This is a genomic window from Mycobacterium sp. IEC1808 (genome assembly GCF_002101935.1).
GTDB lineage: Bacteria > Actinomycetota > Actinomycetes > Mycobacteriales > Mycobacteriaceae > Mycobacterium.
In genome coordinates this window covers 18,176-35,074 of sequence record NZ_LQPV01000032.1, presented here as the reverse complement: position 1 = coordinate 35,074, position 16,899 = coordinate 18,176, and the positions used below count along the sequence as shown (strand labels likewise).

Sequence of the window (16,899 nt, the reverse complement as noted above, 5' to 3'; positions counted from 1 at the left end):
TAGACAGCTCGCACTTCACTCGGAGGTCTTCGTCATGTCACCACGCCACGCCGTCACCAACGTCCGTGGTCAGTACACCTAGCCGCCGTCTGGCGTGATCTGCGCGCAGGCCGTCGATGAAGATGCCAGTGAGGATCTTGTGCTGCGGGCTGGGATCGTAAGAAGGTGGCCGTCGCCAGCACGGCCGGCAGGTCTGCCGCAGCAGCCCGGGTTTGACACGAATCCGCTTGGCGTCGCCGCGCGGCCGACACCGACGCCGCCCTCGACGAGATACTCGACTGGGTCGGGGTGGCGGGATTTGAACCCACGGCCTCTTCGTCCCGAACGAAGCGCGCTACCAAGCTGCGCCACACCCCGCTTGAAGCCTCGACAGCGTATCGCACCAGCCGGTCGGCTGGCCAAACCGCTGGCTACGGGCTAGACCACACGCAGCTGTGCTCGAATTCAACCAGCGCCTTGGCGGGGCCGGCGGGATCGAGCCCCTGCGCGCTGACCCACTCGTCGTTGAAGTAGGTGTCGGCGTAGCGGTCACCGCTGTCGGCCAGCAGGGTGACCACCGACCCGCTGCGGCCCTCGGAGACCATCTCGGCGATCAGCCCGAAACAGCCCCACAGGTTGGTGCCCGTCGACGGCCCCACCCGGCGCCCCAGGACGGCGGTGACGTGGCGGGCGGCGGCAATGGACGCCGCGTCGGGCACCGCGACCATGCGGTCGACCACGCCGGGCAGAAACGACGGCTCGACCCGCGGCCGGCCGATGCCCTCGATCCGCGACGAGGTGGGCATCATGATGTCATCGCGGTCCTCGGCGTAGGCGGGAAAGAACGCGGAGTTCTCCGGGTCGACGACACACAACCGGGTCGCGTGCCGCCGGTAGCGGATGTAGCGGCCGATGGTCGCGCTGGTGCCGCCGGTGCCCGCCCCGACCACGATCCACTCCGGGACGGGGTGCTTCTCGTCGCGCATCTGCTCGTAGATCGACTCGGCGATGTTGTTGTTGCCGCGCCAGTCGGTGGCACGCTCCGCGTTGGTGAACTGGTCCAGGTAGTGCCCGCCGGTGTCGTTGGCGACGCGCTCGGCCTCGGCGTACACCTGGCTCGAGTCCGTCACGAAATGGCAACGGCCGCCTTGTGATTCGATCAGCGCAATCTTGGCGGCGCTGGTCGACGCGGGCATCACGGCGACGAACGGCAGCCCCAGCAGGGCGGCGAAGTAGGCCTCCGACACCGCCGTCGAACCCGAGGACGCCTCGACGACGGTGGTGCCCTCGCCGATCCAGCCGTTGCACAGCGCGTACAAAAACAACGAGCGCGCCAGCCGGTGCTTGAGGCTGCCGGTGATGTGCGTGCTCTCGTCCTTGAGGTACAGCGCGACGTCCGCGTCGCCGCCCCACGCCGACGGCAGGGGATAACGCAGCAGGTGGGTGTCGGCGCTGCGCCGCGCGTCGGCCTGGATCAGCCGGATCGCGTCGTCCGTCCAGCTTCGGGGCAGGGTGCGGACCGCGATCCGGGTCCGTTCGCTCAACGCACCGAAGCGGTCGGCTGTGAACGGCTCAGGTCGCTGGTGGAATCGCGGTCGCCCATGGGGCTGGCGATCAGCGTCAGCAGTGTCGCCTCGGGCCTGCAGCAGAATCGCACGGGCGCGAACGGCGAGGTGCCGATCCCGGCGGAGACGTGCAGCGCCATGTTCGCGCCCCAGCGCGACGGTCCCTTGGCCCGCGAGCGGTCCAGGCCGCAGTTGGTCACCAGGGCGCCGTAGAACGGCAGACACAGCTGCCCGCCGTGCGTGTGCCCGGCCATCACCAGCTGATAGCCGTCGGCGGCGAAGCGATCCAGGACCCGGGGCTCGGGGGAGTGAGTCAAACCGAGCCGCAGGTTCGCGGCCGGGCTGGCCGGCCCCGCGATCGCGTCGTAGCGGTCCCGGTCGATGTGCGGGTCGTCCACGCCCGCGGCGGCGATGTGCAGCCCGGCCACCTCGAACTCGCGGCGGGTGTGCGTCAGGTCGAGCCAGCCGCGCTCGGTGAACGCCGCCCGCAGGTCCTGCCAGGGCAGCGGCTCGCCGCGGACCCGGTGCGACGGGTTGGTCAGGTAGTTCAGCGGGTTCTTCAGGCGGGGCCCGAAGTAGTCGTTGCTGCCGAAGACGAAGACGCCCGGCCGCGACAGCAGGTCGCCCAGCGTCTGCACCACCGCGGGCACCGCCTTGGGGTGCGCCAGGTTGTCGCCGGTGTTGACCACGAGGTCGGGCTCCCAGGCGGCCAGCTCGCGCAGCCAGGCCTGCTTGCGGCGCTGGTTGGGCGTCATGTGCAGGTCGCTGATGTGCAGCACCCGTAGCGGCGTGGAGCCCGGTGACAGGACGGGCATCGTTATCTCGCGCAGGACGAACGCGTTGCGCTCGACGAGCGAGGCGTAACCGATGCCGGCCAGGGTCGAGCCGAGCGCGACGGCGCCGGTGCGCTTCAGGACGGGGGCAATCGGGCGAACGTCAGCCATGCAGGAAGCCTACTGCCGGTTGCGGTGTCGGGGCGTATAGCTTGCGCCACAAGTCCGTGTTGCGGGCCGCTACGGAGGTGGCGCCCCGGGCGGCGGCGGGGGCGCCAGCAGCGGAATCGTGATCGGCGGCAGGCCGGGAATCTCGACCACCTGCGACCCCACCACCGGTGGCGCGCCCTCGGGCGGTGGCGGTGGCGCCGGCGGGATGCCGTTGCTGACCTGGATCGTGATGATCGAGCCCGGAATCGTCTGGCCGGACGGCGACGTTCCGACCACCTCGCCCGCCTTTGCGCTGCTGTTCACGGAGTTGGTCTGGTCGGCGACCGGGAAGCCCGCCTCCTTGATGCGCTGGCGGGCCGCGTCGACGTCCAGGCCGGTGACGGCCGGCACCCGGGACGCCGGGGAGCCCTCGACGTAGCGGGGATCGGTCGGCGGCAGCTTCACCTCGCCGAAGTTGTTCGCGATCGGTTTCATCGCGGTGAACCAGGTGCGCGCCGGCTCGTTCCCGCCGTAGAGGTCGCCCTCGCCGCAGTGACGCAGCGGGGCGGAGCACAAGTCCGTCGGGTTGGGTGAGTCGTCGTAGATGTAGTTGGCCGCCGCGTAGTGGCTGGTGAAACCGACGAAAGCGGAGGATCTGTGCGCCTCGGTGGTGCCGGTCTTCGCGGACACCGGCAGGTCCCAGCCCGCCGCGCCGGCCGAGCCGGCCGCCGTGCCGCTGCCCACGGCGTCCTTGCTCATCGCGTTGGCCATCGTGTTGGCCAGGCCCTCGGGCACCACCTGATCGCAGGTCTCGGTCGTCACGGAGACCTCGTTACCGTTGCGGTCAATCAGCTTGTCGATCGGGTTCGGCGGGCACCACACGCCGCCGGAGGCCAGGGTGGCGGCGACGTTGGACAACTCCAGCGCGTTCACCTCGATCGGGCCGAGGGTGAACGAGCCGATGTTTTGCCGCTTGACGAAGTCGGCCAGGCTCTCGTTGCTGTCGCGGTTGTAGTCGCGCGCGGTGCCGGGATCGGCGTAGGACCGCAGCCCCAGCTTGATCGCCATGTCCACCGTCCGGGTCACGCCGACCTGCTGGATCAGCTTGGCGAACGCGGTGTTGGGCGAGGTGGCCAGCGCGTCGGTCACGTTCATCGAGCCCCGATAGTTACCCGCGTTGACGACGCACCAGGTGTCCTTTGGGCAGCCCTTGGCCCCGCCGCTGCCCATGCCCTTGGCCTGGAACCGGCCCGGCACCTCGAGGCTGGCGTTGATGCCCATCCCCATGTCCAGTGCGGCGGCGGTGGTGAAGATCTTGAATACCGATCCGGCGCCGTCGCCGACGAGGGAGAACGGTTGCGGTCGCATCGTCTCGCCGGCGTCGAGGTTCAGGCCGTAGGTGCGGTTGCTGGCCATCGCCATCACGTGGTGGGAGGTCTTGCCCGGCTCGATGACGCTCATGACGCTCGAGATGCCCGGCAGGGTCGGGCTCGCGAACTTGTCGATGGCCGCCTTCACCGGGATCTGCACGTCCGGGTCCAACGTGGTGCGGATCAGGTAGCCGCCCCGGGCCACCTGTTCCTTACTGATCCCCGCGCGCGACAGGTACTCCTGGACGTAGTCGCAGAAGAAGGCGCGGTCGCCGGCCGCGATGCAGCCACGGGGCAGCTCGTTGGGTTGGGGCAGCACGCCCAGCGGCGTGGCCTTCGCGGCGCGCAGGGCGTCGGCCTCCTGGGGCAGGTTCTCGATCATGGTGTCGAGGACCAGGTTTCGCCGGGCCAGGGCGCCGTCGGGGTTCGTGTACGGGTTGAGCGCGCTGGTCGACTGCACCATGCCCGCGAGCAGGGCCGCCTGCTGCCAGTTCAGATCCGAGGCGTTGATGCCGAAGTAGGTCTGGGCCGCGTCCTGCACACCGAACGAACCGTTCCCAAACGACACCAGGTTCAGATAGCGCGTCAGGATCTCCGGCTTGGTGAAGGTCTTGTCCAGCGTGAGCGCCATCCGGATCTCGCGCAGCTTGCGCGCCGGGGTGGTTTCGACCGCCGCGCGCTTCTCGGCGTCGGTCTGGGCGGTCACCAGCAGTTGGTAGTTCTTGATGTACTGCTGTTCGATGGTCGACCCGCCGCGGGTGTCGACGTCGCCGGACGCATAGCCGGCCAGCCCCGTCAGGGTGCCCTTCCAGTCAACCCCGTTGTGGTCGGCGAAGCGCTTGTCCTCGATCGAGACGATCGCCAGTTTCATGGTGTTGGCGATCTTGTCGGTGGGCACCTCGAAGCGGCGCTGAGAGTAAAGCCAGGCGATGACGTTGCCCTTCTTGTCGACCATCGTCGACACCGCGGGCACCTCGCCCTGCGTCAGCTGGGCGGACCCGTTGGCGACGACTTCAGAGGCCCGATTGGACATCAGCCCGATCCCGCCGGCGAGCGGAAACATCAGGGCCGTGGCGACGACACTGGCCAACAAACAGCACCCCGCGAGCTTGAGAACCGTGAGCGCGGCCGGGGGGCGGTCTGACATGCGCTCTAGGGTAGCCGCCCCCGCTCACCTGGCCACGCCACGAGTTGGCCCAAAGCCCTCGCGCACCGTGACCAGCGAACTTACGATGGGGCTCGGCAAAAAATTTTCGGTTCCGTCACGGGTCAGCCACCGAGGTGAAGTGCGCGGGGCGCCGCTCGGCATTATCCTTTTCGCTAAGGCTGCACGCCCGTCCCAAAAAAAGCGTTATCAGACTGTTGCGCAATTGCCACCTGACCACCTAACTTAGACACACGGTGAGATTCAGATAACACCGATTTGCATGGTGTGGCGTAGATCGCAGCAGGGGTCTGCACCCGAGGAGGGCGGCCGCGACAAGCGGTCGGAAGGAAGGGAACAGCTCGTGTCAGGTTCACGGCCGGCCGCACGTCGAACGAACATCGCGGCTGCTCAGGGCGTATTGCGGAGTGTCGACGCCGAGGAACGGATCGCATGGGTTTCGAAGGCGCTGTGTCGGACCACTGACCCCGATGAACTGTTTGTTCGGGGGGCCGCCCAGCGTAAGGCGGCGGTGATCTGCCGCCACTGCCCGGTGATGCAGGAGTGTGGCGCGGACGCGTTGGACAACAAGGTCGAGTTCGGAGTGTGGGGCGGTATGACCGAGCGTCAGCGCCGGGCGCTGCTCAAGCAGCATCCAGAAGTCGTCTCCTGGCAGGACTTCTTCGACAAGCGCCGCGGCCGCAGCGTCGGCTGATTCGAGATTTCTGACCAAGCCCTCGGCTGTAGGCAAACTAACGGTTCTGAAAATAACCGTTTTCATGATTACGTAATTGTTACAGCCCTAAGCGCCGCTCTTAATTGGACTGTGTTCAATATACAACTGGCTCGTGTTGAATACGAGCTGGCTTGTGCCCAATAGAAATTCGACAGCAACGAGCCCGCAGGAGCCCACCGGGAATCGCTCGTGTCAAATAGCTTCCGCACGCGTCTGACCGGCGTGTGCCCGCCAGATTGATTCGCTCACCGAGCGCGTGTGCTCAACCGCTCGCCGCGCGGGCCGCCTCGTCGCCGGGGGCGGTGATCTGATCGGCGAGCGCCCGCAGCGCGTCGAGATCGGAAACGTCGAACGGCAGCGACGGAACCCCGATGACCGGCACATGCGGGTGGGCGCCGGTGAAACGGGAGAGCAGCCTGATCTCCCGTTTGGCGGTTTGCGCCCGGTCGGCGTGGATCTTCAGCACGGCGGAAGCCAGCGCGGCGGCCTCGGAATCGGAGGCGTCGAGCGTCTCGCTTCCGTCGATGGCCCGTTCGACCGGCAGCGAGCACAGCGTCGGGTGGGTGCGGTTGAGAACCAGCCCCGCGAGCGGCATGCCCTCCTGCGACAGCCGGTCGACGAAGAAGGCCGCCTCGCGCAGCGCGTCGGGTTCGGCGGCCGACACCACGACAAACTGAGTGCCGCGTCTCTTCAGCAGCGAGTAGGTGCGGTCGGCCTTTTCCCGCCAACCGCCGAAGGTCGATTCCAGTGACTGCACGAATGAACCGATGTCGCTGAGCAATTGGGAGCCCATGATCGTGGACATGCCCTTCATCGCCAAACCCATTGCGCCGGTGACCAATCGGCCGATGCCGCGGCCGGGTGCGAGCAGCAGCCGCCACAGCCGGCTGTCCATGAAGCTGCCCAACCGTTTCGGCGCATCCAGGAAGTCCAGCGCGTTGCGCGACGGCGGGGTGTCCACGACGATGAGGTCCCAGCGGTCCTGGCTCAGCAACTGGCCCAGCTTCTCCATCGCCATGTACTCCTGCGTGCCGGCAAGCGACGTGGCGACCGTCTGGTAGAACTGGTTGTTCAGCAACGCCTCTGCCCGCTCGGGGCCGGAGTACTGCATCACCATCTCGTCGAAGGTGCGGCGCATGTCGAGCATCATCGCGTGCAGCTCGCCGGGCACTTCGGGCGCCAACGGCACCCGCTGCGGGGTGTTGCCGAGGTCGTTGACCCCGAGCGCCTGCGCCAGCCGCTTGGCCGGGTCGATCGTCAAAACGCATACCGTGCGGCCGTATTCGGCGGCGCGCATCGCCATCGCGGCTGCGGTGGTCGTCTTTCCCACCCCGCCGGCGCCGCAGCACACCACCACCCGATTCGATCGGTCGGCCAGGATCGCGGCCATATCAAGGGTTTTCGTCGTGGCGCTCATCGGACCCCCTGCTGCGCAAGAGTTTCCGACAGCTCATACAGGCTTCCGAGGTCGATGCCATCGGAAATCGCCGGCAGCTCCAGCCGCGGGACCTTCAACGCGTCGAGTTGCTGCGCCGTCTCGGCGCGTGCGGTGATCCGGGTCGCATGCTGAATGGTCTCGGTCAGCAGGCCCGCAAAGTCGGTGTCGGCGAGCTTGATTCCCGCCATTTGAAGGCCGGCCCGCACGGAGTCAGCGTCCACGTCCCCCTCGGCGGCCTTCGCCAGATCGCGCGGCTCCAGGAACGACGGGATGTTGCGGTTCACGATCACGCTGCCGATCGGCAGCTCCATTTCGGCCAGCTCCTCGATGGCCTCGAGCGTTTCCTGCACCGGCAGCGCCTCCAGCAGCGTGACCAGATGGATGGCGGTCTGATCGGAGTGCAACAGCTTCACCACACCCTCGGACTGCGAGTGCACCGGGCCGCCCTTGGCCAGGTCGGACACCGCCTTGGTGACGTCGAGGAAGCGCGCGATGCGGCCGGTCGGCGGCGCGTCGACGACCACCGCGTCATAGACCGGGTTCTTGGCCCCCTTTTCGAGGCGGACCACCGACTCCTTGATCTTGCCGGTGAGCAGCACGTCGCGCAGGCCGGGCGCGATCGTCGTCGCGAACTCGATGGCGCCGATGCGTCGCATCGCCCGGCCCGCGATGCCGAGGTTGTAGAACATGTCCAGGTATTCGAGGAACGCGGCCTCGATGTCGATCGCCAGCGCGTTGACCTGCCCGCCGCGCTCGGCGGTGGCGATCTTGACCTCCTCGTAGGGCAGCGGCGGGACGTCGAACAGTTGCGCAATCCCTTGGCGGCCTTCGACTTCGACGAGCAGGACCTTGCGGCCGCCCGCCGCCAGCGTGAGGGCGAGCGCGGCCGCGACCGTCGACTTACCCGTCCCGCCCTTGCCGGTCACGAAATGTAAGCGCGCCCTCGACAAGCGGGCGGGCCAACCGACGGAACTACCGCCGTTTCCAGTGGATGCCACCTTCGCATGCTAGCCCGGCCGCCGCACCGCCCTTGGGCTGGCCAGAGCCCTGGAAAGCTGACCGATAAGCTCGCGTCATGAGCCAACCCACCGCATGGGAATACGTCACGGTCCCGCTGTTGACGCACGCCACCAAACAGATCCTGGACCAGTGGGGCGCCGACGGCTGGGAGTTGGTGTCCGTGCTGCCCGGGCCCACCGGCGAGCAGCACGTCGCATATTTGAAGCGCCCCAAGTAGAGATGAGCGCATCGGCCCGGCTCGGGCGGCTCGGCCTCATGCTTCCCGAGGTGGTTGCGCCGCTGGCCTCCTACGTTCCCGCGGTGCGGACCGGCAACCTGGTCTACACCTCGGGTCAGCTGCCGATGCGGGACGGGAAGCTCCCGCGGACCGGGAAGGTCGGCGCGGAGGTCAGCCCCGAGGACGCCAAGTCGCTGGCGCGGATCTGTGCGCTCAACGCGTTGGCGGCCGTGCATTCGCTGGTGGGCATCGACGCCGTTGCCCGGGTGGTCAAGGTCGTCGGGTTCGTCGCCTCGGCTCCGGGTTTCAACGGGCAGCCCAGTGTCATCAACGGCGCCTCCGACCTGCTCGGCGAGGTGTTCGGCGACCGAGGCGCCCACGCGCGCTCGGCGGTCGGGGTGTCCGAGCTGCCGCTGGATGCGCCGGTCGAAGTGGAGCTGATCGTGGAGGTTGGCTGACGGCCGTGACCGAGACCGCCGAGTCGCTGACCCATCCCGCATACGGCAGGCTGCGGGCGGTCACCGACACTGCCTCGGTGCTGTTGGCCGACAACCCGGGCCTGATGACGCTGGAGGGCACCAACACCTGGGTGCTGCGCGGCCCGGGCAGCGACGAGCTGGTGATCGTGGATCCCGGCCCCGACGACGACGAACACATCGCCCGGATCGCCGCGCTCGGCCGCGTCGCGCTGGTCCTGATCAGCCACCGGCACGGCGACCACACCGACGGCATCGACAAGCTCGTCGAGCTGACCGGGGCGACGGTCCGGTCCGCGGGCAGCGGATTCCTGCGCGGCCTCGGCGGTCACCTGACCGACGGCGAAGTGATCGATGCGGCCGGCCTCAAGATCAAGGTGATTGCGACGCCCGGCCACACCGCCGACTCGCTGTCATTCTTGCTTGACGATGCCGTGCTGACCGCGGACACCGTGCTGGGCCGCGGCACCACCGTCATCGACAAGGAGGACGGCAGCCTGGCCGACTACCTGGAATCGCTGCGGCGGCTACGCGGTTTGGGCCGACGCACGGTGCTGCCCGGGCACGGCCCGCAGCTGGCCGACCTGGAATCCGTCGCGTCGGGCTACCTGACGCACCGGCACGAACGCCTGGAGCAGGTGCGCGCCGCGCTGTCGGATCTCGGTAACGAGGCCACTACGCGCGAGATCGTCGAGTACGTCTATGTCGACGTCGACGAGAAGCTCTGGGACGTGGCCGAATGGTCTGTGCAGGCGCAGCTGGACTATCTGCGTACTCGGTAGCGCGAGCAGACGCAAAAGCCCCTTCTCGCTCGGCGTGTCGGGGCTTTTGTGTCTGCTCGGCGGGGGAATTCAGCGGGCGCGCCTCGCGAGCCTCTCGGAGTCTGAGATCAGCACGCTCTTGCCCTCCAGGCGAATCCAGCCGCGGTGGGCGAAGTCGGCCAGGGCCTTGTTGACCGTTTCCCGCGAAGCGCCCACCAGTTGGGCGATCTCCTCTTGGGTGAGGTCGTGGGTGACCCGCATCGCGCCGCCCTCCTGGGTGCCGAACCGCTGGGCCAGCTGCAGCAGCTGCTTGGCCACCCGGCCGGGCACGTCGGTGAAGATGAGGTCGGCCAGGTTGTTGTTGGTCCGCCGCAGCCGTCGGGCAAGGACCCGCAGCAGTTGCTCGGCGATTTCCGGGCGATCCGCGATCCACGCCCGCAGCGCGTCGCGGTCCATCGACACGGCCCGAACTTCGGTGATGGTGGTCGCGCTGGAAGTCCGCGGGCCCGGGTCGAAGATCGACAACTCGCCGAACATGTCCGACGGGCCCATGATCGTCAGCAGATTCTCGCGGCCGTCCGGCGACCGCCGGCCGATTTTGACCTTCCCCGAAACGATGATGTACAGCCGGTCGCCCGGTTCCCCCTCGGCGAAAACCGTGTGACCGCGCGGGAAGTCGACGGGTTGCAATTGCTTGGTCAGCGCGGTGACCGCGCCGGGCTCAACCCCTTGGAAGATTCCTGCCCTTGCCAGGATCTCGTCCACCGTTGCCTCTTCAGCTTCCACTTGTGATACGGGCAGGCCAACCCTGCCCGTGTGACGTAAGTCTAGAGGTAGGCCAATTGTGTCCAACGTGCCACGCTACACACGATTGACGTGTCTAGTCCCCCTAAATTGCGGATTAACACGCGAACCGGCCCGTATCGGCGTCGGTAGGCCGGCCTCATCGCGGTCACCCAAGGTGGTGGCAAACACCGGCTTGGCGTGCCGCGGTCCGATCGCCGGTTGCGCCGGCGGTGCATCCGCGGGCCGCAGGGCCTGGCGCCGGTGCAGGTATTCCAGCGCCTCCGGCATGCCTTCGCGGGCCAGCGTGTGCACGTCGACGGCCTCGGCGTACTCGAGGAACTCGTCGACATCGGCCACCGAGACGGTGTCATTGGACAGGTCGGATTCCAGCCGCCCCAGACCGAACGTCACGAGCATCAACAGCCCGGGAACGCACGCCACCAGCAACCATGACACAGGGAAAGTAAACATGGCTTAGGTCTCAGCCAGATCACGAAATCAGTACTCTGTCGTAGGTGACAGCGGCAAAGGCATCCGGACGTCCGAAGTCAACGCCTTCCGCGCCCGACGGTGTCGTCGCCGATCGCTGGTCCAAAGAGACGCGAGTGGGGTTGGTGCGACGGGCGCGGCGAATGAATCGCGCACTGGCGCAAGCGTTTCCGGACGCCCACTGCGAGCTGGACTTCACGACGCCGCTGGAGCTGACGGTGGCCACCATCCTTTCGGCGCAGAGCACCGACAAGCGGGTCAACCTGACCACGCCGGCGTTGTTCAAGCGGTACCGCTCCGCGCTGGATTATGCGCAAGCCGACCGCGACGAGCTGGAAAACCTCATCCGTCCCACCGGTTTCTTTCGCAACAAGGCGTCGTCGCTGATCGGCCTGGGGCAGGCCCTCGTCGAGCGGTTCGACGGCGAGGTGCCCTCGACGATGGCCGAGCTGGTCACCCTGCCCGGAGTGGGCCGCAAGACCGCCAACGTCATCCTGGGCAACGCCTTCGGCATCCCGGGAATCACCGTCGACACCCATTTCTCGCGCTTGATGCACCGATGGCGATGGACCATCGAGAAGGATCCGGTCAAGATCGAGCACGCGGCCGGCGAGCTGATCGAACGCCGGGAGTGGACCATGCTCAGCCACCGCGTCATCTTTCACGGCCGCCGGGTCTGCCACGCTCGCAAACCGGCGTGCGGCGCCTGCATCCTCGCCAAGGACTGCCCGTCCTTCGGGCTGGGCCCCACCGAACCGCTGCTCGCCGCGCCGCTCGTCCAGGGCCCGGAAACCGAGCACCTGCTGGCCCTGGTGGGGCTCTAATACCGGGGCGCGCGACGTTGACCCGGACAACCCGGTGGACTATCGCGATCCTGGCGGTGGTGGCGGCGTTGATCGCGGCGCTGGTGGCTTCGCTGCACGACGACTCGGCACCGAGCGCGACCACTCAGGCGCCCGCCCCCCGCGAGCACCGCGACGCCGACACACCCGCCGCGCTGGCGGGTCCGCGCGAGCGCGCCAACCTGCCGCCGTGTCCCGCCCCCGGCGGCGGCCCCGGCCCGGCGGCGCTGCGCGGCGTCACGGTGGAATGCGCCGCCGACGGTTCTGCCGTCGACGTCGCCCGCGCGCTGGCCGGGCACCGGGTGGTCCTCAACCTCTGGGCCTATTGGTGCGCGCCGTGCGCGGCCGAACTTCCCGCGATGGCCGAGTATCAGCGGCGGGTCGGGGCGGACGTGATGGTGGTGACGGTCCACCAGGACGAGAACGAGACGGCCGGGTTACTGCGGTTGGCGGAGTTGGGTGTTCGGTTGCCGACGCTGCAGGACGGCCGTCGTCGGGTCGCTGCCGCGCTGCGTGTGGTAAATGTGATGCCTGCGACGGTCGTCCTCCGGTCGGACGGTAGCGTTGCGCAGATGCTGCCGCGGCCTTTCGCCAGTGCCGACGAGATCGCAGCTGCGGTCGGAAACGACGCGGGATAGGCAGATTTGACTGGACCGAGGGAGGCGCCGGTGAGTTCAGTCATCCCGCTGATGCCCGACGTGTCTCCGCCTTGGTTGCGTCCGCTGGTGGACAACGTGGGTCAGATCCCCGAGGCGTACCGGCATCGGCTGCCGGCCGGGGTGTTGGCGATGGTGACCGCGTCCAAGGCGGCGGCATCGATGGCGTCATTCCTCGGTGACGACCGCGAGGCGGCGGTGCTGGTGTTGTTCTCGGGTCCCGAGTCCGGTCCGGCCGACGGCGGTGTGCCCGACGATGCCGACCTGTTGCTGACCGTGCGGGCGTCGACATTGCGCCACCACGCGGGCCAGGCGGCCTTTCCCGGCGGCGCCTCCGATCCCGGCGACGACGGCCCGGTGGCCACCGCGCTGCGCGAGGCGCAGGAGGAGACCGGGATCGACGTCAGCCGGCTGCGTCCACTCGCCACGATGGAACGGACGTTCATCGCGCCGTCGCGGTTCCACGTCGTCCCCGTGCTAGCGTACTCGCCGGACCCCGGGCCGGTGGCCGTCGTCGACGAGACCGAAACGGCGATTGTGTCGCGGGTTCCGGTGCGCGCCTTCATCAATCCGGAGAACCGGCTGATGGTGTACCGGGGCAACCTCGGCCGTCGCTGGGCCGGCCCGGCGTTTCTGTTGAATCAGATGCTGGTGTGGGGATTCACCGGCCAGGTGATTTCCGCGGTGCTGGATGTCGCCGGCTGGGCCCGGCCCTGGGACACCACCAAGATCCTGGAGCTGGACGAGGCGATGATGTTGGTCGGCGACAAGGGCGGCCCCCGTCGATGAACATGAATTCGATGACACCGTCGCAGTGGCTCGACATCGCCGTGCTGGCAGTCGCTTTCATCGCGGCCATCTCGGGCTGGCGTTCGGGGGCGCTGGGCTCGCTGCTGTCGTTCGTCGGCGTGTTGCTCGGCGCCATCGCGGGCGTGCTGCTGGCGCCCCACATCGTCAGCCACATCGCCGCGCCCCGCGCCAAGCTGTTCACCGCGCTGTTCTTGATCCTCGCCCTGGTGGTCGTCGGTGAGGTGGCCGGCGTGGTGCTGGGGCGTGCCGTTCGCGGCGCGATCCACAGCCGCGCGATCCGAACCGTCGACTCGGTCATCGGCGTGGGCGTCCAGCTGGTGGTGGTGTTGACCGCGGCGTGGCTGCTGGCCACCCCGCTGACCCAGTCCAAGGACCAGCCCGAATTGGCCGCCGCGGTCCGGGGTTCGCGGGTGCTCGCGCAAGTCAACGAGGTCGCGCCGCCCTGGCTCAAGACGGTGCCCAAGCGCCTCTCGGCGCTGTTGAACACCTCCGGTCTGCCCGCGGTGCTCGAGCCGTTCAGCCGCACCCCGGTGATTCCGGTCGCGTCGCCCGATCCGGCGCTGGCCACCAACCCGGTGGTGACGAACGCGGCGCCGAGCGTGGTCAAGGTGCGCAGCCTCGCGCCCAGCTGCCAAAAGGTGTTGGAGGGCAGCGGATTCGTGGTCGCACCCGATCGGGTGATGACCAACGCGCACGTGGTGGCCGGGTCCAACAGCGTCCAGATCTACGCCAGCGGCAGCCCCCTCGACGCGACCGTGGTCTCCTATGACCCGTCGGTCGACATCGCGATCCTGGCCGTCCCGAACCTGCCGCCGCCGCCGTTGGCGTTCGCCCAGGGCGAGGCGAAAAGCGGCGAAAGCGTTGTGGTGCTCGGCTATCCGGGCGGCGGCAACTTCACCGCCACCCCGGCCCGGATCCGCGAGGCCATCAGGCTCAGCGGACCCGACATCTACCGGGATCCGGCGCCGGTCACCCGCGACGTGTACACCATCAGAGCCAGTGTGGAGCAAGGCAATTCGGGCGGTCCGTTGATCGACCTCAACGGCCGTGTGCTCGGCGTCGTGTTCGGCGCCGCCGTCGACGACCCCGACACCGGCTTCGTGCTGACCGCCGACGAGGTGTCCAGCCAGCTCTCCAAGATCGGCGACACCCAGCAGGTCGCCACCGGGTCCTGCGTCAGCTGACGGGACGTCCGTACACCAGCTCGAGGAACTTCATCAGGTGCCGGTTGATTTCCTCGGGCGCCTCTTCGTGGCTGAAATGTCCTGCGCCGGCGACGGATACGTAGCGACCCTGGGGGGCGTAGCGCTGGGTGCGGTCCACCGGGTCGGCGAGCACGTAGGGGTCGGCGTCACCGCGCAGGTGCAGCAGCGGCAGGCCCAGCTGCCGGCTCATCGACTTCATGAACCGCCGGCCCTCGCCGCGCAGCTGGCTGCGCACCGCCCAGCGCTGGTATTCCAGCGCGGAGTGCGCGGCCGCCGGAATCCGAATGGCCGTCCGCATATGCCGGATTGTCTGCGAAAAATCCTCGGACGCAACCCATTTGGGGCAGCTCCGGCTCCGGACGAGGCGCTCGATCTCCGCGGCGTCATGCCGGGTCAGCAACCGCTCCGGCCAAATGGGCAGCTGGTATTGCAGCAACGTCGGCAGCAGGGCGTAGCCCTGGTCGCGCCGGGTCAGGGTTGAGCGCCGCAGCGCCGCCGGGTGCGGCGAGCTGATCAGCGCGATGGCGCGCACCAGCCGCGAATGCAGCAGCGCGGTGGCCCAGCAGGCCAGCCCGCCGTCGGCGTGGCCGACCAGCGTCGCCGACGAGTGCCCCAGCGCGCGGATGAGCCCGGCGGTGTCGCCGGCCAGCGTCCAGCCGTCGTAGCCGCGGGGCGGTTTGTCGCTGCCGCCGTAGCCGCGCAGGTCGACCGCGACCACGCGCGCCCCGGTCAGCCCGCGCAGCTGATGGCGCCAGGACCACCAGAACGATCCGAAACCGTGCAGCAGCATCACCAGCGGGCGCGCGGTGGCCGGCTGCGCGGGCGGAACGCCGTCACCTTGCGCGTCGGGCAGGGCTTCGACGACGTGGAATCGGATGCCGTTGGCGTGCACGTCGAGGTGCCGCCATGGCCCGTCGATGCGGGTGACCGACGGATCTGGTGCCGGCATCTACCAACCCGAGGGGTCCGCGGGCTTTTCGTGCCTGCCGCCGCCGGACTCGGTGAGCTCCTTCGGGCTGGTGGCGGCCTTCTCGTGGCCGGGGGTGAGCGCGGTGCGCGTCTCCTTGACCGATTCGATGGTCTGGCGCGGGCCGCGGATGCGGCGGACCTTCAGGAAGCCCAGCAAGCCGAGCACGGCGCCGACGACCACCATGATCCCGAACACGATCAGGAACGCCACCCAGCGCCACAGCCATTCGTCGAGCAGTTCGGCAAGGAAGAAAAAGAAGAAGAACGTGGAGTAGAACAGCACCACCAGCGCGGCGATGAAATAGACGCTGCCGGTCAGGCCCTTCTTGACGTCCCGGGTGATCTCGGATCGGGCCAGTTCGACCTCGGCGCGGACCAGGGTGGACATCTGCGCTGTGGCGTCTTTGATCAGGTCACCGATCGACGGCTCGGCCGGCTTGGCGTGCGGGTCGGCCAACGGGATCGTGGTCAGCGTGCTGGGCACACCGTTGTTGCGATCGTCTTTGCTCACGGACCGTCCTCTCGGTTCTCTCGTCGCGGTTCATGTTGCCATGCGGTGCGATGCCAGACGAGGCCAGCTGAAGGCGCCGCAGGACCGTGGAGTTCGGCGCCCAGACAGCGAAACGGCCGCCGCGGCGACGGGCGGGTCGATCCCCTTGAGCGGGAATGGAATATGGCGGGGCACCAGGTTGCGTCGTCGGCGCTGGCGAATCCGCCACCCTGGCCGACTACACTGACCAGGCCGCTCAGGATGTCCGACCGCTCGATGGGGGTGTTGCTTTGCAGACGGCCTACCGTTGCTACAAGGCGGTGATGGTGGCCGTGCTGGTGGCCCTGATCAGCGTCCCGGCCACGGCGGCCGGCGACGACCGGGTCCCGATGGGCGGCGGCGCCGGCATCGTCATCAACGGGGACACGATGTGCACCCTGACGACGATCGGCACCGACGCGGCCGGGGAGCTGATCGGCTTCACCTCGGCGCACTGCGGGGGTCCCGGCGCGCTGGTCGCGGCCGAGGCCGCCCAGGATCGCGGCCCGCTGGGCGTGATGGTCGCGGGCAACGACAATTTGGACTACGCGGTGATCAAGTTCGATCCGGCCAAGGTGGCGCCGGTGGCCAACTACAACGGCTTCGTGATCAGCGGCATCGGCCCGGATCCGACGTTCGGGCAGGTGGCCTGCAAGCAGGGCCGCACGACGGGCAACTCCTGCGGCGTCACCTGGGGGCCGGGTCAGGACCCGGGCACCATCGTCATGCAGGTATGCGGTCAACCCGGTGACTCCGGGGCGCCCGTCACCGTCAACAACCTGCTGGTCGGCATGATTCACGGCGCGTTCAGCGACAACCTGCCGACCTGCATCATCAAATACATCCCGCTGCACACCCCGGCGGTGGTGCAGTCGTTCAACGCGATCCTCGCCGACGTCAACGCCAAGCACCGGCCCGGTGCCGGGTTTGCGCCGCTGCCGGGCTGACGCGTTCACCGAGCGTCACGCCAGAGTGGCGCTCACC

The 16,899-nt window shown here is 68.4% G+C and carries 18 protein-coding genes and 1 tRNA gene; 9 read left to right on the top strand and 10 right to left on the bottom strand.

The window, feature by feature from the left end:
- Positions 1-283: 283 nt before the first annotated feature.
- The 4 genes from AWB92_RS18975 to ponA2 form a co-directional block, all read right to left on the bottom strand.
- Positions 284-357, bottom strand: a tRNA-Pro gene (locus AWB92_RS18975).
- Between the two features lie 53 nt (positions 358-410).
- A complete protein-coding gene (locus AWB92_RS18970) occupies positions 411-1,523 on the bottom strand; it encodes a PLP-dependent cysteine synthase family protein (protein ID WP_085188394.1) in 1,113 nt (370 codons plus the stop codon).
- A complete protein-coding gene (locus tag AWB92_RS18965) occupies positions 1,520-2,488 on the bottom strand; it encodes a metallophosphoesterase (RefSeq protein ID WP_085188392.1) in 969 nt (322 codons plus the stop codon). The genes AWB92_RS18970 and AWB92_RS18965 overlap by 4 nt, the downstream gene beginning before the upstream one ends.
- 69 nt (positions 2,489-2,557) lie before the next feature.
- On the bottom strand, positions 2,558-4,984 hold the full coding sequence (gene ponA2 / locus AWB92_RS18960; RefSeq protein WP_085188389.1) for a transglycosylase/D,D-transpeptidase PonA2: 2,427 nt from the start codon (positions 4,982-4,984) through the stop codon (positions 2,558-2,560).
- Positions 4,985-5,345: 361 nt separating this feature from the next.
- Between ponA2 and AWB92_RS18955 the strand changes: the two genes are divergently transcribed.
- A complete protein-coding gene (locus tag AWB92_RS18955; protein WP_066938055.1) occupies positions 5,346-5,696 on the top strand; it encodes a WhiB family transcriptional regulator in 351 nt (116 codons plus the stop codon).
- A gap of 283 nt (positions 5,697-5,979) precedes the next feature.
- Here the strand turns inward: AWB92_RS18955 and AWB92_RS18950 are convergent, their stop codons facing one another.
- The gene (locus AWB92_RS18950) at positions 5,980-7,134 is read right to left on the bottom strand and encodes an ArsA family ATPase (protein ID WP_085188387.1); all 1,155 of its coding nucleotides are present in this window, start codon (positions 7,132-7,134) and stop codon (positions 5,980-5,982) included.
- Positions 7,131-8,153 carry an ArsA family ATPase gene (locus AWB92_RS18945; protein WP_085188384.1) on the bottom strand — a complete coding sequence of 341 codons (1,023 nt, stop codon included), beginning with the start codon at positions 8,151-8,153 and terminating at the stop codon, positions 7,131-7,133. Before AWB92_RS18945 ends, AWB92_RS18950 begins: the two co-directional genes overlap by 4 nt.
- Before the next feature lie 77 nt (positions 8,154-8,230).
- On the opposite strand from AWB92_RS18945, the gene AWB92_RS29480 reads away from it, so the two are divergent.
- From AWB92_RS29480 to AWB92_RS18935, 3 genes are read left to right on the top strand one after another with little or no spacing between them, the layout of a single operon-like run.
- Positions 8,231-8,392: a DUF4177 domain-containing protein gene (locus AWB92_RS29480; protein WP_007166633.1), complete on the top strand. Its 162-nt coding sequence runs from the start codon at positions 8,231-8,233 to the stop codon at positions 8,390-8,392.
- A gap of 2 nt (positions 8,393-8,394) precedes the next feature.
- Positions 8,395-8,850 carry a RidA family protein gene (locus tag AWB92_RS18940; RefSeq protein ID WP_085188381.1) on the top strand — a complete coding sequence of 152 codons (456 nt, stop codon included), beginning with the start codon at positions 8,395-8,397 and terminating at the stop codon, positions 8,848-8,850.
- Between the two features lie 5 nt (positions 8,851-8,855).
- A complete protein-coding gene (locus tag AWB92_RS18935) occupies positions 8,856-9,650 on the top strand; it encodes an MBL fold metallo-hydrolase (RefSeq protein ID WP_085188379.1) in 795 nt (264 codons plus the stop codon).
- A gap of 69 nt (positions 9,651-9,719) precedes the next feature.
- Here AWB92_RS18935 and crp read toward each other — a convergent pair whose 3' ends face one another.
- Both crp and AWB92_RS18925 read right to left on the bottom strand, forming a co-directional pair.
- Positions 9,720-10,394: a cAMP-activated global transcriptional regulator CRP gene (gene crp, locus AWB92_RS18930; RefSeq protein ID WP_036465140.1), complete on the bottom strand. Its 675-nt coding sequence runs from the start codon at positions 10,392-10,394 to the stop codon at positions 9,720-9,722.
- Between the two features lie 96 nt (positions 10,395-10,490).
- Entirely contained in the window at positions 10,491-10,886 is a 396-nt protein-coding gene (locus AWB92_RS18925) for a hypothetical protein (protein ID WP_085188376.1), read from the bottom strand.
- Positions 10,887-11,047: 161 nt separating this feature from the next.
- Here AWB92_RS18925 and nth point away from each other — a divergent pair, with 161 nt between their 5' ends.
- From nth to marP, 4 genes are read left to right on the top strand one after another with little or no spacing between them, the layout of a single operon-like run.
- Positions 11,048-11,728 (top strand): endonuclease III, encoded by a 681-nt coding sequence (nth, locus tag AWB92_RS18920; RefSeq protein ID WP_173817449.1) that lies wholly within the window; start codon positions 11,048-11,050, stop codon positions 11,726-11,728.
- A 17-nt stretch (positions 11,729-11,745) separates the two neighbouring features.
- Positions 11,746-12,384 (top strand): TlpA disulfide reductase family protein, encoded by a 639-nt coding sequence (locus tag AWB92_RS18915; RefSeq protein WP_085188373.1) that lies wholly within the window; start codon positions 11,746-11,748, stop codon positions 12,382-12,384.
- Between the two features lie 51 nt (positions 12,385-12,435).
- Complete coding sequence (locus AWB92_RS18910; RefSeq protein WP_085188406.1) at positions 12,436-13,191, top strand: CoA pyrophosphatase; 756 nt, start codon at positions 12,436-12,438, stop codon at positions 13,189-13,191.
- A gap of 11 nt (positions 13,192-13,202) precedes the next feature.
- Positions 13,203-14,396, top strand: a complete 1,194-nt coding sequence (marP, locus tag AWB92_RS18905; protein WP_142282171.1) for an acid resistance serine protease MarP — start codon at positions 13,203-13,205, stop codon at positions 14,394-14,396.
- Here the strand turns inward: marP and AWB92_RS18900 are convergent.
- Both AWB92_RS18900 and AWB92_RS18895 read right to left on the bottom strand, forming a co-directional pair.
- Positions 14,389-15,366 carry an alpha/beta hydrolase gene (locus AWB92_RS18900; protein ID WP_085188371.1) on the bottom strand — a complete coding sequence of 326 codons (978 nt, stop codon included), beginning with the start codon at positions 15,364-15,366 and terminating at the stop codon, positions 14,389-14,391. The two genes, marP and AWB92_RS18900, sit on opposite strands and share 8 nt — an antisense overlap.
- Positions 15,367-15,897, bottom strand: a complete 531-nt coding sequence (locus tag AWB92_RS18895) for a phage holin family protein (protein WP_085188368.1) — start codon at positions 15,895-15,897, stop codon at positions 15,367-15,369.
- Between the two features lie 269 nt (positions 15,898-16,166).
- On the opposite strand from AWB92_RS18895, the gene AWB92_RS18890 reads away from it, so the two are divergent.
- Positions 16,167-16,862 (top strand): S1 family peptidase, encoded by a 696-nt coding sequence (locus AWB92_RS18890; protein WP_142282170.1) that lies wholly within the window; start codon positions 16,167-16,169, stop codon positions 16,860-16,862.
- Positions 16,863-16,899 lie beyond the last annotated feature (37 nt).